Source organism: Pedobacter sp. Leaf250 (genome assembly GCF_920984735.1).
Lineage (GTDB): Bacteria > Bacteroidota > Bacteroidia > Sphingobacteriales > Sphingobacteriaceae > Pedobacter.
Window position 1 is genome coordinate 1 of the sequence record NZ_CAKLBU010000036.1, and the last position, 18,379, is coordinate 18,379.

19 protein-coding genes are annotated in these 18,379 nt (G+C 36.9%); 13 read left to right on the plus strand and 6 right to left on the minus strand.

Going from position 1 to position 18,379, the window contains the following annotated elements:
- The first annotated feature begins 285 nt into the window (after window positions 1-285).
- The 4 genes from efp (LUA91_RS20325) (at window position 286) to LUA91_RS20340 (ending at window position 2,704) form a co-directional block, all read left to right on the plus strand.
- Window positions 286-846 (plus strand): elongation factor P, encoded by a 561-nt coding sequence (gene efp, locus LUA91_RS20325; protein ID WP_231427948.1) that lies wholly within the window; start codon window positions 286-288, stop codon window positions 844-846.
- 107 nt (window positions 847-953) lie between these two features.
- Entirely contained in the window at window positions 954-1,514 is a 561-nt protein-coding gene (gene efp / locus LUA91_RS20330) for an elongation factor P (RefSeq protein WP_231427949.1), read from the plus strand.
- Window positions 1,515-1,974: 460 nt separating this feature from the next.
- Complete coding sequence (locus LUA91_RS20335) at window positions 1,975-2,535, plus strand: 5-formyltetrahydrofolate cyclo-ligase (protein ID WP_231427950.1); 561 nt, start codon at window positions 1,975-1,977, stop codon at window positions 2,533-2,535.
- Between the two features lie 10 nt (window positions 2,536-2,545).
- A complete protein-coding gene (locus tag LUA91_RS20340) occupies window positions 2,546-2,704 on the plus strand; it encodes a hypothetical protein (protein ID WP_231427951.1) in 159 nt (52 codons plus the stop codon).
- Between the two features lie 134 nt (window positions 2,705-2,838).
- Here LUA91_RS20340 and LUA91_RS20345 read toward each other — a convergent pair whose 3' ends face one another.
- The 4 genes from LUA91_RS20345 to LUA91_RS20360 all read right to left on the minus strand — a co-directional run bounded on the left by LUA91_RS20345 (window position 2,839) and on the right by LUA91_RS20360 (window position 6,614).
- Window positions 2,839-3,831, minus strand: a complete 993-nt coding sequence (locus LUA91_RS20345; RefSeq protein ID WP_231427952.1) for a formimidoylglutamase — start codon at window positions 3,829-3,831, stop codon at window positions 2,839-2,841.
- Window positions 3,824-5,062 (minus strand): imidazolonepropionase, encoded by a 1,239-nt coding sequence (gene hutI / locus LUA91_RS20350; RefSeq protein WP_231427953.1) that lies wholly within the window; start codon window positions 5,060-5,062, stop codon window positions 3,824-3,826. Before hutI ends, LUA91_RS20345 begins: the two co-directional genes overlap by 8 nt.
- Before the next feature lie 65 nt (window positions 5,063-5,127).
- Window positions 5,128-5,895 (minus strand): exodeoxyribonuclease III, encoded by a 768-nt coding sequence (locus tag LUA91_RS20355; protein ID WP_231427954.1) that lies wholly within the window; start codon window positions 5,893-5,895, stop codon window positions 5,128-5,130.
- On the minus strand, window positions 5,895-6,614 hold the full coding sequence (locus LUA91_RS20360; RefSeq protein WP_231427955.1) for a peptidylprolyl isomerase: 720 nt from the start codon (window positions 6,612-6,614) through the stop codon (window positions 5,895-5,897). Before LUA91_RS20360 ends, LUA91_RS20355 begins: the two co-directional genes overlap by 1 nt.
- 94 nt (window positions 6,615-6,708) lie before the next feature.
- Between LUA91_RS20360 and LUA91_RS20365 the strand changes: the two genes are divergently transcribed.
- The 7 genes from LUA91_RS20365 to LUA91_RS20395 all read left to right on the plus strand — a co-directional run bounded on the left by LUA91_RS20365 (window position 6,709) and on the right by LUA91_RS20395 (window position 11,714).
- On the plus strand, window positions 6,709-7,113 hold the full coding sequence (locus LUA91_RS20365) for a hypothetical protein (RefSeq protein ID WP_231427956.1): 405 nt from the start codon (window positions 6,709-6,711) through the stop codon (window positions 7,111-7,113).
- 81 nt (window positions 7,114-7,194) lie between these two features.
- Window positions 7,195-7,731, plus strand: a complete 537-nt coding sequence (locus LUA91_RS20370) for a heavy-metal-associated domain-containing protein (RefSeq protein ID WP_231427957.1) — start codon at window positions 7,195-7,197, stop codon at window positions 7,729-7,731.
- Window position 7,732: 1 nt separating this feature from the next.
- Window positions 7,733-8,545 carry a hypothetical protein gene (locus LUA91_RS20375; protein ID WP_231427958.1) on the plus strand — a complete coding sequence of 271 codons (813 nt, stop codon included), beginning with the start codon at window positions 7,733-7,735 and terminating at the stop codon, window positions 8,543-8,545.
- A gap of 105 nt (window positions 8,546-8,650) precedes the next feature.
- Entirely contained in the window at window positions 8,651-9,136 is a 486-nt protein-coding gene (locus LUA91_RS20380; protein ID WP_231427959.1) for a DUF3347 domain-containing protein, read from the plus strand.
- Window positions 9,136-9,696, plus strand: coding sequence for an AraC family transcriptional regulator (locus tag LUA91_RS20385; RefSeq protein WP_231427960.1), 561 nt, complete (start codon window positions 9,136-9,138; stop codon window positions 9,694-9,696). Before LUA91_RS20380 ends, LUA91_RS20385 begins: the two co-directional genes overlap by 1 nt.
- 102 nt (window positions 9,697-9,798) lie before the next feature.
- Complete coding sequence (gene ygiD / locus LUA91_RS20390) at window positions 9,799-10,623, plus strand: 4,5-DOPA dioxygenase extradiol (protein WP_231427961.1); 825 nt, start codon at window positions 9,799-9,801, stop codon at window positions 10,621-10,623.
- Between the two features lie 371 nt (window positions 10,624-10,994).
- Window positions 10,995-11,714 (plus strand): heavy-metal-associated domain-containing protein, encoded by a 720-nt coding sequence (locus LUA91_RS20395; protein WP_231427962.1) that lies wholly within the window; start codon window positions 10,995-10,997, stop codon window positions 11,712-11,714.
- Window positions 11,715-11,740: 26 nt separating this feature from the next.
- On the opposite strand, the gene LUA91_RS20400 is transcribed toward LUA91_RS20395, so the two are convergent.
- The gene (locus tag LUA91_RS20400) at window positions 11,741-12,268 is read right to left on the minus strand and encodes a YfiT family bacillithiol transferase (protein ID WP_231427963.1); all 528 of its coding nucleotides are present in this window, start codon (window positions 12,266-12,268) and stop codon (window positions 11,741-11,743) included.
- A 104-nt stretch (window positions 12,269-12,372) separates the two neighbouring features.
- Window positions 12,373-13,764, minus strand: coding sequence for an aldehyde dehydrogenase family protein (locus LUA91_RS20405; RefSeq protein ID WP_231427964.1), 1,392 nt, complete (start codon window positions 13,762-13,764; stop codon window positions 12,373-12,375).
- 405 nt (window positions 13,765-14,169) lie between these two features.
- On the opposite strand from LUA91_RS20405, the gene LUA91_RS20410 reads away from it, so the two are divergent.
- Window positions 14,170-15,357, plus strand: coding sequence for a hypothetical protein (locus tag LUA91_RS20410; RefSeq protein WP_231427965.1), 1,188 nt, complete (start codon window positions 14,170-14,172; stop codon window positions 15,355-15,357).
- A gap of 241 nt (window positions 15,358-15,598) precedes the next feature.
- Entirely contained in the window at window positions 15,599-17,986 is a 2,388-nt protein-coding gene (locus LUA91_RS20415; protein ID WP_231427966.1) for a prolyl oligopeptidase family serine peptidase, read from the plus strand.
- Window positions 17,987-18,379 lie beyond the last annotated feature (393 nt).

Consider the following 18,379-nt stretch of genomic DNA (forward strand, 5'->3'; position numbering starts at 1 on the left):
CTGAAAAATCTACAATTTCACGTATATTTGACATAAGCCTTAGTTTTGAGTATAAAATTATCTTTTTATTGTAGCAAGTTTGACTACTTCTCGAACTAAGGCTCTTATTAATACATGGATACTTTTTTGATAAACCTGGTAGGTTTTTTAAAAACCTACCAGGTTTATTATTACAAAAAATATTGAAGCAGAAAGCGGGGCTGCAGCGACCGATTAATTCGAGGTTTTGCTTTCCAAATCAAAAATCCTTTATTTAACTTTGATGCTCAAAAATCATAATTTATAATGGCAAAGGCATCAGAAGTAAAAGGCGGAAATGTGCTTCGTTTTAACGGAGAGTTGGTAAGCGTAGAAGAATACATTCATCGAACACCAGGCAATTTAAGAGCATTTTATCAGGCCCGCATGCGTAACGTAAAAACCGGTAAAATTGTTGAGTATCGTTTTCGCACTGATGAAGAAGTAACGATTTGCCGCGTGGAAACCAACGATTACCAATATTTATATGAGGATGGCGATTATTTGGTAGTGATGGACAACAATACTTTTGAACAATATAATATACCAAAGTTGCTTTTCGGTAGCTCAATTAAATTTTTAAAAGAAGGAATGAATGTAACCGTGGCTTTCGAAAGCGAGGAGCCGATTGTTGCGCAATTACCGAACAGTGTTGAGCTCGAAATTACATACACCGAGCCTGCTGTAAAAGGCGATACATCGACCAGCGCACAAAAATATGCCACAGTAGAAACAGGTGCTGAAATTAGGGTTCCATTATTTATTAACCAGGGAGATAAAGTTAAAGTAGATACAAAAACTGGCGAGTACATGGAGCGTGTTAAGTAAGTTATAACACCGTCCGCCCTAAACCTTTATAGGTTTTTATTAAAATAATTTTACCTTTGCCAACACAAAAAACTGAAATATAAAATCCAAAAATAGGATCACACGATATGGCAAAAGCATCAGAAATTAAAAATGGTAACATCCTGCGTTTAAACGGCGAATTGGTTACTGTTGACGAATGGAATCACCGTACACCAGGTAAAGGCGGCGCTTTTTACACTGGTAAGTTTCGTAACATTAAATCGGGCAGAATTGTTGAAGCTCGTATGGGAACCGATGAGGCGGTTGAAATTTGTCGCGTTGAAACCAGCGATTATCAATATCTGTATGAAGATGGTGATTATTTGGTGGTAATGGACAATAACACTTACGAACAATATAACGTGGAGAAAACACTGTTTGGTTCAGCCATTAAATTCTTAAAAGAAGGAATGAGCGTTATCGTTTCTATGGAAAGCGATGAAGCGATTATGGGTCAGCTGCCAAACTTTGCTGAATTCGAGATTACCTATTCAGAGCCAGCTGTTAAAGGCGATACTTCTACAAATGCATTGAAAGCTGCAACTCTTGAAAATGGTGTGGAGGTTAAAGTGCCGATGTTTGTAAACCAGGGCGATAAAATTAAAGTTGATACGCGTACAGGTGAGTATGTAGAGCGTGTGAAATAGTTTATAAAATCTTAAAATGAGCCCTTGAATTTGTTTTCAAGGGCTTTTTTGTTTACATAGAATTTAGATTCTGCGAGATTCATTCCTCTTTTTCAGAGAGGGGGTATCAGCAGTTTATTTTTATTATTTGCCACGGAAACACGGATTACACGGAAAAGTGATGGAATGATTTTCTTTTGAAAATGAATGCCGGCAGTTCTTCGGAAGCCTTAGCCCCGCTATTTGTTCCAATCTTTTTGGCTTCTTCTTCCTTTCCTACATTGTCATTGCAAGGAGGAACGATGAGGCAATCTATTTCTAAGGTACATCAAAAAGTATCCATGTATTAATAACAAGCCTTAGTTCGAGCAGTATTTCCACTGCTATCGGGTTTAGAAACTAAGCCAGTGTAAGTTTGTTCCATTGTTAAGCGCCAAGAGCGATATTTCAAGTTGTTATAAAATACATAAATTTGAAAGCCATGTTAAAATCCGAAATCAGAAAGCAAGCTTTAAAAAACAGATTAACAATTACCAACGATGAATATCAATCGCTGAATACCGGATTGTTGAACCAATTTATTGCACTGGATTTTAGTTCAATAAAAACGCTGCACATCTTTTTACCTATTGAAGAAAAGAAAGAACCTAATACTTTTCTCCTGATTGAATGGCTGACTGAAATTCATCCTCAAATTAAAATTATTGTTCCAAAAGCCGATTTTGAAACTGCCCTAATGACTAACCACGAATATTTAGGTGTAGATGATTTGCAGAAAAACCTTTATAATATTTTAGAGCCGCAAAAGGGAATTATACACGATGGAGAAGTTGATATGGTATTAATTCCGCTGCTGGCTTTTGATAAGCATGGTTACAGAGTAGGCTATGGGAAAGGCTTTTACGATCGTTTTCTCGAAAATATAAATGCTCAAAAAATAGGCTTATCTTTGTTGCCTGCAATTGATAAAATTGATGATATGAATGAACACGACATCCAATTGGATTATTGCATTACACCAACAGAAACCATCAAATTTTAAGCTTGCAATCATGGGACAGGAAATCGTTATCAAAACCGAAAAACAATACGAAGACAACATGATCGCGGTATTCGAATTGCAGGAAAAAGAAGAGCTTACAGCTGATGATTTAAAGCAAATCGAATTGATGTTAAAGGCTGGCGAAAAATACGAGGCGGAGCATTTGTAGAAAGCTCGTCTTTTTTATATTAACAGCCTGGCTCAAAGATTTCTCCACTTCGGTCGAAATGACGGCTAATTAACCTTTTCGATATTTTATTAGAATTAAATCTGCGTAAATCCCCAAAATCTGCGGGCAACAATTTATGCTTGCGCCTTAATAAAATCACTTATCAAATAAGCAATCAGTTTCGATGTTAATTTACTAACCCTACCATCAAGCATCCTTGTAGCACCTTCGCTGATGTGTAAATAGGAAAACTCCTTTCCGTTTGTTAAAATCAATTTCCTAATATCATTTACAGCAAATCCAGATGGTGTTTCTGCACTCGAAAGTACATTTTGAATGCAATCCAAATCTATCTCCAAACCTGCGAAAGATGACATTCCATTAAGGAAATCTTTATTGTCTACACCCTTTAAAATATCATCAAAAAAGACCGCTTTAAGCTTTGGGTTAGTTTCAATTTGATTTAAGATTTCTTCGTTATTATAGTTTTGATGCAAACCGTACATGAGGTAATTTGCTAGATAATCTTCCTTCAAAGCATAAGTAAAACCATTTCCGCTATGTCTTCCCTCCTGTTTGCGTAAATCGGCATGTGCATCAATATTTAAAACATCAATGGCTTGATTTTTTGCAAGTGAAGTTCCTTTTATAATTGGATAAGCGTTGTTGTGTCCGCCGCCGATAACGATAGGGATTTTACCTGCTTGTACAATTTTTTGAATTATGGGATAAATTAAATCATCAATTTCTGCAACTTTATTTTTCAAGCCCTCAATTGATGAATCTTCCGGTTCATCTATTTCAAGATGTCCCAGAACCAAAAGTTCCTCTCCAGATAAAAAGCGATTGCTTTGAATATTCAGAAAAGCCATCAAAGCTGGCCCCCAGGTTGTAGATGCGCCTGCAATACCAGCGTTAGCCCGAATACCAATATCTTCAGGAATGCCCAAAAGCACGAATTTTGCTTTGCTTTTCGCTAATCCTTTCATAGAAATAGCCGCTGTAGATAAAATATTTTCCCCACTAGGATGATATATTTCTACTCTTTCCCCGAGTTTGGTTTCGCCATCCCGATGAATAATTAGATGATTGATATCGCTTTGGGAATATATTTTAAGGCTATCCATTAAAAATTTCCCCGTTTAAAATGATGGTTTCGATCTGCATTTCACCAAAACTGTAGGGCAAGTAAGCGATTGAAGGCATCGGTGTTGTGACGAATAAATTGGCTCGTTTGCCAATCGCAATGCTCCCATATTCTTTGCTGATCTCCATTGCCGCCGCTCCGTTTAAAGTTGCCGCATTTATGGCTTGTTCGGGTTGCATTTTCAATTTTATACAACCCAAGGAAACTACAAAATTCATATTTCCTGACGGCGTTGAGCCAGGATTAAAATCTGTAGCAAGCGCCACAGAAACATCTGCATCAATTATACCTTTAGCGTTGGCAAAAGGAATTCCCAAATAAAAAGAACACGATGGCAAAAGCGTAGCAATGGTATTGGAATTTTGTAAGCTATCAATGGTTTCCTCATTAGTTTCTTCAAGATGGTCGACAGAAATGGCTTTGTTTTTTACTGCGATTTCTACCGCCCCCGAAACTGAAAGTTGGTTGGCATGAATTTTAGGTTTTAAACCATATTGGGCTCCAGCTTTTAAAATTTGATCGGTTTCTTCTACAGAGAAAAATCCCTTTTCACAAAAAACATCAATATAATCGGCCAGTTTTTCTACTGCAATTTGAGGCAGCATTTTATTAATAATTAAGTCTATATAACCTTGATGATCTTCCTTAAAAGCCGCTGGATAAGCATGAGCGGCAAGAAATGTAGCTTTTATAGGAATTGGAAATGCATTTTTCAGTTTTTTAATTACCCTAAGCATTTTAATTTCGCTTTCAACGGTTAAGCCATAGCCACTCTTAATTTCAATAGCACCTGTTCCCAGCAAAATCATTTGATTCAGCCGAATTGAAGCACTTTCGAATAATTCGTCTTCAGTGGCGTTTTGAAGTTTAGCAGCAGAGTTCAAAATCCCTCCACCTGCGGCCGCAATTTCCTCATAGGTTTTGCCCTGAATTTTCAACGCGAATTCTTCCTCCCGCGATGCGGCGAAAACGATATGCGTATGGCTATCGCACCATGACGGGAAAACGTATTTACCACTTACGCTGGTAGACGGTAGATGTAAAATGGAAGATGGAATTTCGCTCATTTTGCCAAAATCTTTAATAAAACCGTCTTCCATTAAAAGCCAGGCGTTCTCCAAAACATGTAAATCGTTCATCTCGCTCCCGCGAAGAACCAATTTATCCTTTGGATGTAAACCTACAAGACCTTTAATATTTGTGATTAGCATATATTGGGTTACAATTTATGAGTTGAAAGTTACAAGTTTAGACCCGTAACACATAACTAATAACCTTACTCTATTTCTAGCAAAACAGGGCAATGGTCAGAATGAATGGCATCGGGCAAAATTCTAACATTTTTTAATCGATTTTCCATTGGCTTTGTTGCCAAATGATAATCGATGCGCCAACCCAGGTTTTTCCCTCGTGAGCCCGCACGATAACTCCACCAGGTGTAATGATGCGGGTCTTTATTAAAATGGCGGAAAGTATCGATGAAACCATTATCCAGAAATAGCTGCATCCATTCACGTTCTTCAGGCAAAAATCCCGACGAATTTGCATTCGATTTTGGATTATGGATATCAATCGAGGTATGGCAAATGTTATAGTCTCCGCTAACAATTAAATTAGGGATTTCTTTGCGTAATTCGCCAATGTATCCATCAAAGAATCGCATAAATTCGTATTTTTTTACTTGCCGCTCATCGCCACTCGAGCCTGATGGCATGTACAAACTCATCAGTGAAAAATCATCGAAATCGGCCCGTAAAATCCTGCCTTCTCTATCAATCCATTCCTCGCCACAACCATATTCTACGTGATTGGGTTTTACTCTGGTTAGAATTGCCACGCCGCTATATCCCTTTTTCTCCGCTGGAAACCAATAATGATGATAGCCAAGTTGCTCAACCAATGCAATAATTTCGGGAATTTGTACGGGCAATGCTTTTACTTCTTGCAGGCAAACCATGTCGGCATTGGTAGCTTGTAACCATCCAAAGAAGTTTTTGGTGCTTGCCGCCCGGATTCCGTTAACGTTGTAGGAAATGATTTTCATTAAGATTTCATTAACATTTTATCTTTCAAAGAATCCTGCATCAACTGCTTTTCCAGCTTTTTCGCCTCTCTCCTTTTCAAAATCGTAATATCCATTTTAACATCTTGCTTAGGGCGATTATTTTTATCAGTTTGTAACGCAGCGATTTGATCAACCATATCTAAGCCAACAACAATTTCCCCATAAACAGTATAATTTCTGTCCAAATGCGGTGCGCCGCCAATGGTTTTATAAACCTGTCTTTGCCAATCGGGGATTTTAAATTTTAACCGTTTCTCTTCAACACTATTTAATTGTTCATCAGTAAAAACCTTTCCCTGAACCAAATAAAACTGACTTCCACTTGATGCCTTTTCAGGATTATTATCTCTTGCTGCAGCCAGAACACCTTTTTTGTGGAACAAACTATCTCTAAATTCAGCTGGGATGGTGTATTTGGGCCCTCCCTCACCCAATAAAGAATCTGGTTTCGCATTTCTTGAATCTGGGTCTCCACCCTGAATCATAAAATCTTTTATCACTCTGTGAAATAAGGTGCCGTTATAATACCCGGCCTTTGTAAGTTTTAAAAAGTTATCACGATGGAGAGGAGTTTGATTATAAAGTTTTACAACACATTCTCCAAACTCGGTTTTAATGCGGATATATTGGTTTTTCGGCTTGGCAGCGAAAGCAGAAAGCATTGAAAATGTACAGATAAAAAATAAAAATTTCTTCATTTTAATAGTGTTTGAGGCTAAATTAAGGTAAAAAATGAAATTCAATAAATAAAGAGGTTTATTATTCGGATTTTTTTGCCTTACCTTTGTAATCATGAAGTTAAAACAAAAAATAGCACTTTCTTTGGCCGTATTCTATGCGGTTAGTGTTATGGGTTTGGCTTTAAGTTTGCATTTTTGTGGAGGTAAACTGGAAAATGTAAAGCTATTCAGTGATGCAGTTTCCTGTAAATTTTGTGCAGACATTCCTGCTGAAAAGATAAAGGATGATGGCTGTTGCAAAAATACGCAGGTAACGGTTAAGGTAAAGGATAGTCACCAAACAGAGGCACAAACAAAAGTACCTGATTTGTTTTCGATTCAACTTTTCCTGCATCCGCCTGTTTTAGAATTTCTAAGTAACATTACCCCAGCTTTTTTAAGCAAACTTAGCAACAAAGCGCCCCCACTTTCCTCGCGGGTTGCCTTGCATGTTTTCAACTGTATTTTTAGGAATTAGGATTATCATTCGCCATTCGGTGCATAAGGCATTTCGAAGGGCTCTATGTAACATTTTCTTAAATTCTAATTTCAAAAAATCATGAAAACTATAAAATTATTCAGCATCATTATGCTATTCTTCGCCGTTAATGTTTCGGCACAACAAATTTCTACAGCAGATTTACAGGTAACAGGTTTAACTTGTTCAATGTGCTCAAATGCCACACAAAAATCTTTAGAAACTTTAGGCTTCATAAATTCTGTAAAGCCAGATTTAAATAAAAACATCTTCGTTCTAACCTTTAAAAAAGGTGCTGATATCAACTTGGACATGGTACGCAAGAAAGTTCAGGATGCTGGTTTTTCTGTTGGCGGCTTAACCGCAGATTTTACATTTAACCAGGTAAAAGTTGATGAAAAAGGTCAGGCGATTGTTGATGGAAACGTTTATCGTTTCGTAAACGCTAAAAACAAAACCTTAAACGGCACTGTAAAAGCAGCGGTTGTTGATAAGAATTTCATTTCAGGTTCGGCTTTTAAAAAGCAATCGGCAACGGTTAATTCTGATGCTTATGCCAGCGGTACGGCTGTGGTAAATGGAAAGAAAATGCGTGTTTATCACTTAGTTCTTTCTTAAAATGAGAAGAATTTTCTTTTTGGTGCTAATTTTAATTGGCGCCAGTAACATGGCATTCAGTCAGGAATTATATGTATTTACAGAGCCTGCAAGCAACATGCCTACCAAATCAGTTGGTGTTCGTTTAACAAACGAGGGGATGTTTAATAACCCTGGTTTTGTAAGCAGAACTATTCCTGAAGTTATGTTCGGTTTCAATAAAAACCTGATGATGCATGCTCAGGGTTTCTTATCAGACATGGATGGAAAATATCGTTTAGAGGGCGGAAGTTTATACTTGAAATATAGATTTTTATCTATTGATGAAGCGCAAAGCCATTTCAGAGCTGCTGCTTTCGGAAGAATAAGTTCGAGTAGAAGACCTACATACACCAGGGATATTAATTTAGAAGGAGACAACAGCGGATATCAGGGAGGTTTAATTTTTACGCAACTTTTGCATAAGCTTGCCCTTTCTGCAACTTTGGGTTATGCGCATTCTTTTAAGGATTCTGAAAGGCAAATACACCACATGCCAAGACCTAATAATATGTTTTCCTACAGTTTATCTTCAGGATATTTAGTTTTGCCTTTTGTGTATAAAGATTATAAGGAGCCTAATTTCAACGTATATTTTGAAATGTTGGGGAAAACCGATCCAAGTTCGGGCGAATCTTATTTAGATCTGGCACCAGCCGTTCAGGTCATCTTAAATAGCAGAACCAGAATCGATCTAGGATACCGCTTTCAGGCGACAGGAAATATGGCCAATCGCTACACCAAAAACATGTATCTGCTAAGAGCAGAATTTAACTTTTTTAACGTTTTAAAATAATAATATTATGAAACCTGTGTAAGTATCGAAAGTTTAATTATTTACTGCTTACACAAGCTTCATCACAAATAAAACAATATACTCAAGATGAAAAAAATTATGATAATGATGGCTATAATCGCCATCGCAACCACAAAATTAACTTTCGCACAAAGTAAAACCGATGCTGCTTTTAACCAATTATTAACCGCATATTATGATGTTAAAAATGCTTTAGCTACTGATAAAAAAGATGTAGCTGCTGAAAAAGTTAAAACATTATCAGCAAAGGTTGATGCAATTCCTCACAAAGATTTGCCCGCCACGCAACACACCCTTTGGATGGAACAGGCTAAAATAATCAAGGCAAAAGCAACAGAATTAGCAGCAGGGAAAGACATCAAAGCACAAAGGAAATCATTCGAGGGAATTTCTCATGCGATGATTAAAACCGTACGCAATATCAAATTTAACAATGCAACAGTTTATGTTCAGCATTGCCCTATGGCGAAAGCGAGTTGGTTAAATGAGAAAGAAAACATCGAAAATCCGTATTACGGAAGCATGATGTTTGATTGCGGTGATGTTGCCGAAACCATAAAATCAAAATAATGAATCTGCATATCAAAAACATGGTATGCAACCGCTGCAAAATGGTGGTTAAAGCCGAGCTCGAAAAGCTTGGCTTTAATCCTATTTCGGTAGAATTGGGTGAAGTTTCGTTGGCAAATACCATTTCCGCCGACGATAAAATCAGAATCGCCAAGAAATTAAATCAATTTGGTTTTGAGTTACTTGAAGACAGAAAAACTCAAATTGCCGAACAGATTAAGACTACCATCATCAATTTGGTTCATTATACCAAAGAGCCGTTAAAATTTAATTTATCCACCTATTTGGCTGAGCAAATAAAGTTGGAATATGCTCAACTTAGCGCTATTTTTTCTGAAGTTGAACATCAAACCATAGAGAAATATTTCATCGCACAAAAAATAGAAAAAGCGAAGGAAATGCTCACTTATGGCGAATTGACTTTGAGCGAAATTGCTTATCAACTCAACTATAGCAGCGTTGCACATCTCTCGTCGCAATTTAAAAAAGTTCTTGGTATAACGCCATCGGCATATAAAAATCAAGCTTTTGATAAAAGAAAAACACTGGATGAAATTTGAATATTGAGGTAAAAAGGTTTGATGGAATTCGTACTTTTTTCTTAACATATATCAAGCACTAAAAACTGGCGATGCTGTAACTTTACGTGAAAACTCAATAGCATGTCAACATTATCTCAATTCAGAAATTTTACTCAACGTTTGCCACAAACGGATTTGATGCCCACTATTTTTATTGGTCACGGTTCGCCAATGAACGGTATTGAAAACAACGAGTTTAGCCAAAGTTGGGCTGATTTGGCAAAAAATATTCCCATTCCAAAAGCGGTTCTGGTGGTTTCGGCACATTGGTACACCCACGGAACTTTTGTTACCGCGATGGATTTCCCATCAACCATTCATGATTTTGGTGGTTTTCCGCAAGCACTCTTCGATGTTCAATATCCCGCACCTGGTAATGCGAAACTAGCTGCTGAAATCCCTGATTTGGTTCATGCAACAAATGTAGGTTTAGACCACGATTGGGGTTTAGACCATGGCACCTGGACAGTTGTAAAACACATGTATCCCGATGCCAATATTCCTGTGCTGCAACTCAGTATTGATTATACCAAATCGCCTGAGCAACATTATGAAATTGCCAAAGAAATTTATGCGCTTCGTAAAAAGGGTGTACTGGTTTTAGGTAGTGGAAATATGGTTCATAATCTGCGCATGTTAAGCTGGGAAATGATTAACGGAGGTGGTTACGATTGGGCAAATGAGATGAATGATAAATTCAAAAACCTCATCGCAAATGGAGACCATAAACCATTAATCGATTATCGCAATTTAGGTGCTGATGCGATGCTGGCCATTCCAACACCCGAGCATTATTTGCCATTGATTTACACTTTGGGAATGAAGAATGATAGCGAAGAAGTTTCTTTCTTTAATGATAAAGCAGTGGGTGGGTCGTTAACGATGACATCTGTTTTGGTTGGGTAGTATTATTTCACCTCAGAGAAAACAGAGTTATACACAGAGGGCACAAAGTTGGACGCATAACTGCTTTCCCACGATTAAACCATAGGAATTAATTAGATGGTAGGGTTTTATATTGCTTTTTGGTTTCGCCAAGAACAGGTTTCTTTTGTTTATAAGCCAGATTGGATGAATGCCGGTTCTTTACCGAAAAATTGGCCCTGAAATAGCATCGGCAGTAAGGAAAGCGGAGCTACCGTTCCCGATGGAATAATGAACATTCATTTCCAACATCACTTCATTATTCGCGTGCTTTTAAAATTCTATAACATTTTATGATTATTCTGTAACGGTTCTCATCCCCCAGATGGGTAAATTTGTATAAACATTGTATTATGACACATACCTATCAACTTACCGGCATGACTTGTGGTGGTTGCGAAAATAAAGTAAAAAGTAGCCTTTTGGTTTTACCGGATGTAACTTCAGTAGAAGTTTCGAAGGATACAAATTCTGCCACGATTTCGATGGATAAACACATTGGCTTGGATACGTTGCAGCAGGCTTTGGGTGGTGCTGAAAGTAAGTATCACATTGCAGCAGCAGCCCACAGCGAAACGCTCGAAGAAACAAAATCTTGGGCTATAACTTACAAACCAATTTTATTAATTTTCGGTTATGTTACCGCAATTTCGTTGCTGGTTTCCTGGCAAGATGGTGCCGTAAACTTCATGACTTTCATGCGAATTTTTATGGCGGGATTTTTCCTGACATTCTCTTTCTTCAAAATGTTAAACTTAAAAGCTTTTGCCGAAAGTTATGCGATGTATGATATTGTTGCGAAAAAATTTAGCGCCTGGGGATATATTTATGCTTTTATAGAACTTGGATTAGGTTTAAGTTTTGCATTAAATCTTTCGCCTGTTGCTGTTAACTGGGTTACGCTTATTGTAATGACGATTAGCATTTTGGGCGTATTAGAAAGTGTTTTAAACAAGAAAAAGATTCAATGTGCTTGCCTTGGTGCTGTTTTTAACTTGCCTATGAGTACAGTCACCATTGTTGAAGATGCGATTATGATTGCGATGAGTGCTGCAATGTTGGTGTTGATGTAAAATTCACCATGTTTTGAAACACAAGGTTAAGTCTTCGAAATTGTATTCGTTATATGCGCCAAATGATGTTTCCCATGCCACGCATACATGCCCAACATATTGGCTAGGGTAAGTTCTTTTCCTTGTGCAGGATGGATGTATTTGCGTTGATAATCTTCAATTTTCAATGTTTTTAAAAAAGATACCCATCGCTGATGCAGGCCTGTTAAAAGTGCTATGGACATTTGGATCTCGCCATTTTTAGCTTCTTCGGTTTCGGCCCATCGCTCTTCGTAATACGGCCTGATGATTGGAGTATCTTCTGTTATTGCTTGCTTGAAACGAATGTAAGCATTTATGTGGCTATCGGGAATGTGATGAACAACTTGTCTTAATGTCCAGCCCATTGGGCGATAAGTTTGATTAAGTTCTTCTTCGCTTAAATTTTCTGTTGCTTTTTTGATTTGTCCAGGCAAGTTCCCTATTTCAGCTATCCAGATTTTTGCTTGCTTTTCATCGAAAATTACGGGCATTATAAATTGGCCGATTGGGTATTTAAGTTGTTCTAAATCCATATGGGAAAATAGGAATTTAAATAGAATTATTTTGCCACGGAAGCACAGAAATCACGGAAAATAATCAATCTTATTTCGTGTCAATCCGTGTTTCCGTGGCAACCTCATAGCAGCTTTTTCAACCATTTTAACAATCCCATATTATAAGGCGGATAAATCATTTTTGTCATGCCGAGTTTTGATTGAAAAACCACAGCCCTTTCGTGTGAGAAGTTCTTAAAACCAAAGATTCCGTGGCAACTTCCCATGCCACTATTATTTACGCCGCCAAAAGGCAAATTTGGGTTGCTGATATGAACCAAGACATCATTAACGCATGTTCCACCAGAACTGGTTTCACTGATAATTTTTTGTTGATTTTTAGAATAATCCGAAAATATATAAAGTGCCAGAGGCTTGTCTTGTCCATTAACAAAATCGATCGCTTCCTGTAAATTTTGGTATTGTATTATTGGCAAAATCGGGCCAAAAATTTCTTCTTGCATAATTGGGTTATCGGCATTTACAGCAGTTAAAACTGTTGGTGATATTGTTCGCGATTCTTCATCAACTTTTCCGCTCCAATTCAACTTAGCGCCATCATCTATAGCATTTCTGATCAATTCATTTAATCGCTGAAACTGTTTCTCATTAATGATTTTTCCATAAACGGTTTTGTTAATTTCGCCCTCCTTAAAAAACATTTTCTCAGCGGCAGATTTATAATATTCAATAAATTCAGCTTCTAAACTTTCATCTATTAAAACATAATCAGGAGCAATACAGGTTTGCCCTGCATTAACCAGTTTACCCCAGGCGATTTTTTCTGCCGCCTTTTTTAAATCGCAGGTATCATCAATAATTGCAGGCGATTTTCCGCCCAATTCCAACGTTACAGAAGTTAAATTTTTAGCTGCCGCTGCCATTACTATTTTACCGATCGCAGTACTGCCTGTAAAAAATATATGGTCGAAAGGAAGCTTCAATAATGCTGTTGAAATTTCAGCATCGCCTTCAAAACAGGCTATTTCTTGCTTATCGAAAGTTGAAGATATAATTTTAGTGATAACCGCTGCAGTATTCGAACTCAATTCTGATGGTTTTAAAATCACGCAATTTCCAGCTGCAATTGCCGAAATTAGCGGACTCATGATCAGCTGTAACGGGTAATTCCATGGTGCAATAATTAAACAAACACCTTTCGGTTCATAGTAAATTTTGTTGACTGCAAAAAGATTACTCATGATTTTACCAACTGATTTTGGTTTCATCCAAGAGGCAAGCTTTTTAATGGCATGGTCTATTTCTGCGTAAGTGAAAAACAGCTCGGTTACTGCGGTTTCAAACCTGCTTTTACGCAAATCCTTTTCCAAAGCATCAAAGATTTCTTCTTCCGAATTTTCTAAAGCTTGTTTAAGTTTTTTGAGTTTTTCAATTCGTATTTTTGCGTCTGTCTTGCGCAAAGCGAATTTGTATTGCTGTTGTAAATCGAAAACTGATTTTATTTTTTCTTCCATAATACTGAGACTCAATTTTACTATTTAAGGGATGTAATAAAATATAAGGATATTGAACTTATAGGAAATCTTAAATGTCTTACACGGTCATTAGATGCAGTCTTTCTGTTAAATTTAAGTGAATTTTACCATTCAAGGATGTAAGAAAATGTGAGGCTATTGATCTTATGTGAAACTTAAATGTCTTATATGATTTTTAGATGCAGTCTTTCTATTAAATTTAAGTGAATTTTACCATTAAGGAATTTAAGAAAATGCAAGGCTATTGAACCTATATGAAATTTTAAATGTTTTATATGGTCAAATAGAATGCATTATCTCTAAGTTTAAATTTAGTTAAAATCAACTCATTTCATTAAAAATTCATTCATTTAAAGCATATTGCAATAATTTTAAATATCACCAATGAAAAAATTGTTTTTTGTTTTCGCATTCTTAATTCCCCTGATTATCCATGCTCAAACCATTAAAACAGATGTGCTGATTCTAGGAAATTCAAATGCTGCTTTTGCTGCAGGCATTCAAGCTACAGAATCGGGAGTAAATGCCATTATTTTAACGCAAAGCGATGGTTTTACATTGAGTGATTTCAAAAATTTTTCTCAAAATGGTGTTACAAAAGCATTTGAAAGTAGAGCGAGAAAATCATTAAAACTTACTGATAGTGTTCCCTTACCTGAAATGACAAATCAAATTGTGAATGCAGTTATTAAAATTTGGTCTGACAGCTCGAAACTTCTTGATGTGATCAACAATACAAATTACTATGAAATCAAACGTTCTGGAAGTGGTTGGGAAGCTAAATTGACTAAAGAAAAAAGCATTAGAGCAAAGGTTTTAATTGTAGCTGATCATATCGAAAAAGTTCTTCCCGCACTAAAAACTGAAAGTTTGAAACCAGCTGAAGCAAATACTATTAATTACAGCGAAAACCTATATCGCACATCAATTGCAGGGGTAAATAGAACATCGAAATACCTATCGCTTTACAATTTGCTAATTCCAAATCAGGAAAATATTTTATACATCAACTCTGATAATTTAGAAATCGGTCAGGCTGCAGGTGCAACCGCAGCTTATGCCGCATTTTTTAAAACCAAAACCAGCTTATCAAATTTAAAAAGAATTCAAGGCGAATTGTTGAGTTACAAATTATCGCTTATGCCTTTTGAAGAGGTTAAGGTAGCAGATTCAAATTGGCTGGCAATACAGAAAGTCGGCATCACAGGGATTTTGAAAGCCGATATCAAAAACGGAAAAGTTTATTTTAATCCTGAAAAAGAAGTTACCTACAATGAAATTAAACAACCCTTAAAAGATTACTATTATAAGGCTCAAATCTGGTTTGACGACCATCAGAATATTCCGATCAATTTAGAAAACACCATATCTATGGTTTGTTATGTTGGCAATAAAGCAGTTGACGCAACCAAAACTGAGCTTGAAAAGAAATGGAAAAAGAATTATAAATTTTCTTCGAAGTATGATTTGAAAAAGGTACTAACCCGTAGAGAGTTTTCAGTTATTATTAATGAATACTTAAAGCCATTTGATTTGATTAACGTGGACAGAACTGGGCGGGTGATCAGATAGTTTTTATCACTGATAAATACGGATTTAAGAGAATATTTTTACCATTGAAATACAGATTTACACTCAATTAGCCACCTAAACTTTTTCTCATATTTTCTGTATTTCCATGGCATTTTTTACTTCACTATCTGTGTGAAATCGTTTTTATCTGTGGTTAAATAAACCGCCGGTTGTAACATTTCCATTTCCTTGCAGATTTAGTTCCCGCATTCTCTAAATTGCAGCATCCAAACGAAAATTCATGAAGAAATATTTACTTTTCCTTTTGCTTTGCACGGGGGAATATACCATTGCACAACAAATTGCCCCATTAACTGTTGAAAAAATAATGCGAGATCCAAAATGGATGGGGATTTCGCCTACAAACTTCCGCTGGACAGCCGATAGCAAAACTTTGTACTTCAATTGGAACCCTGAAAATAAATCAAAAGAAGAACTGTATAAAATTTCCGCAACATCATTTAAACCTACGAAAGCTGCAGAAAAGGAAGATGAAAAATTTTTGAGTGTAAATTATGTTTATAATAGAGATAAATCTTTGGGCTTGGTAGAGAAGAGTGGTGATATTTATCTTCAAAATTTCAAAACGAAAAAAGAAACCAGACTAACTAATACCATGGAAAGAGAAAGCAGCCCTGTTTTCTTAACCAATGGAAATATCGTCTATCAATTGGGCGACAATTTATTTCAACTTGATTTAAAAACTGCTGAAACGAAGCAAATCACCAATTTTGTTAAAGGAAAAGCTGCAGGAAGAACAGCGGCAAAACCTGCTGCCGAACAGGATAGCTGGTTGAAAGCACAACAAACAGAACTGTTTGATATCATCAAAAAAAGAAATGCAGAAACTAGTGGTGGCACAGGCCGTGGCGCAAGAGGACGTTTTGGCGCAACATCTGCCGAAACCAAATCTTTAAAACCGCTTTATACTGATGAAAGATTTTTGAATGGAATAGTGATTAGTCCCGATGGGCGTTTTGTAACTTATAAATTAACTGCGCCAGCCACTAATAACCACAACACTATCATTCCCAACTATGTAACCGCATCGGGTTACACAGAAGATATTCCTGGCAGAACAAAGGTTGGAGAGAGTGAAAATATTTCGCAGGGATACATCTACGATACACAAAAGGATTCTATTTATTCGATCCAAACTTCTACCATTACAGGCATAAAAGATATTCCAGATTTTTATAAAAATTACCCGAAAGAACTCGATACTTTAAAAAAGAAAAATGCTGACAGGCTGGTTAATTTTTTCGGTCCGTTGTGGAATGAGAACGGCAGTACAGGAATTATGGTAGCGACTTCTGCTGATAACAAAGACCGTTGGATTTTAAAGTTAGATGCCGCTTCGGGAAAATTTAGCTTAATCGACCGTCAGCATGATGAGGCTTGGATTGGAGGTCCTGGTATTAGCGGATTTTTTCAGGGAAGTACGGGTTGGATAAATAATAATCGCTTTTACTATCAAAGTGAGGCTACAGGATATTCGCATTTAGTGGTGGCAAATGTTTCAACCGGTGATAAAAAACAGCTCACTTCCGGTAAATGGGAAGTTCAGTCTGTTCAACTCTCGAAAGATAAATCTACCTTTTATTTTAAAGCGAATAAAGAGCATCCCGGAATTACGAATTTCTTTAAAGTTGGGGTAAATGGTGGAGAACCTGTCCAAATTACTACCATGAAGGGCTTAAATGACATTACACTTTCGCCTGATGAAAAGTATTTAGCCATCAATTATTCTTACATGAATAAGCCGGGCGAATTATATATTCAAACGAACAAAGTTGGTGCAAAAGCAGTAAAAGTTACGGAGTCTACCACAAAAGAGTTTAATTCTTATAAATGGCGTGAACCCGATATGGTTTCGTTTAAAAACCGTTATGATACCGATGTTTATGCAAGGGTTTATAAATCTGATAACCCACATCCAAATCATCCAGCTGTTGTTTTCGTTCATGGTGCGGGCTACTTGCAGAATGTTCACTTTGGCTGGAGTACTTATTTCCGTGAGTTCATGTTCAACAATTTACTAGCTGATAATGGTTATACCGTAATTGATATTGATTATACAGGAAGTTCGGGTTATGGCCGCGATCATAGAACTGGAATTTACCGCCACATGGGTGGAAAAGATTTAACAGACCAGGTTGATGGTGTTAAGTTTTTGGTTGAAAAATACGGTGTAAATCCTAAACACGTTGGTTTGTATGGGGGTTCTTATGGTGGCTTTATTACGCTGATGGCCATGTTTAACGAATCGGATGTTTTTGCAAGCGGGGCTGCCCTTCGTTCGGTTACTGATTGGGCGCACTACAATCATGGCTATACCTCAAACATTTTAAATGAACCGTTTAACGACCCAATTGCTTACAAACAAAGCTCTCCGATTTACTTCGCTGACAAATTAAAAGGGAATTTATTAATGGCCCATGGAATGGTTGATGTAAACGTTCATTTTCAGGATATTGTTAGAATTACACAGCGTTTTATTGAACTTGGAAAAAACAATTGGGAGCTGGCTGTTTATCCTGTTGAAGACCATGGTTTCATTGAACCAAGCAGCTGGACCGATGAATATAAGCGGATATTTAAATTGTACGAAAATACATTGAAGAAATAGAATTTCGGAATCCCTATTGATGAAAATTAAGAGGGATTTTTTGTTTTCCGTCGGCTGAAGCCCGACGGCAATGAAATTTAAACTCCTCACCCTGCCTCCTCCAAAGGGCATAGCGACCGCGAGATATGCAAAGCACCTATAAAGTTCTGGAAGAGCATTATATCGTTGCTATTTGCAACCTGTCTCCCCGTTGATGGGGGAACTAAAGGGGGTGGTGAATATCATAAGAACTACGGTCTTCTGTGAAATAAACCCGATAGAAGTGAAAATACTCCTATGATTAATATTAGTCATTTAGCATAGAAAAGGCCAAAGCTTTCCTTTAGAGCAGCAGACATTTATTATCTGCCGTTCTTCCGGACATTTCTTTCTCATTACAAATATAATATTTTG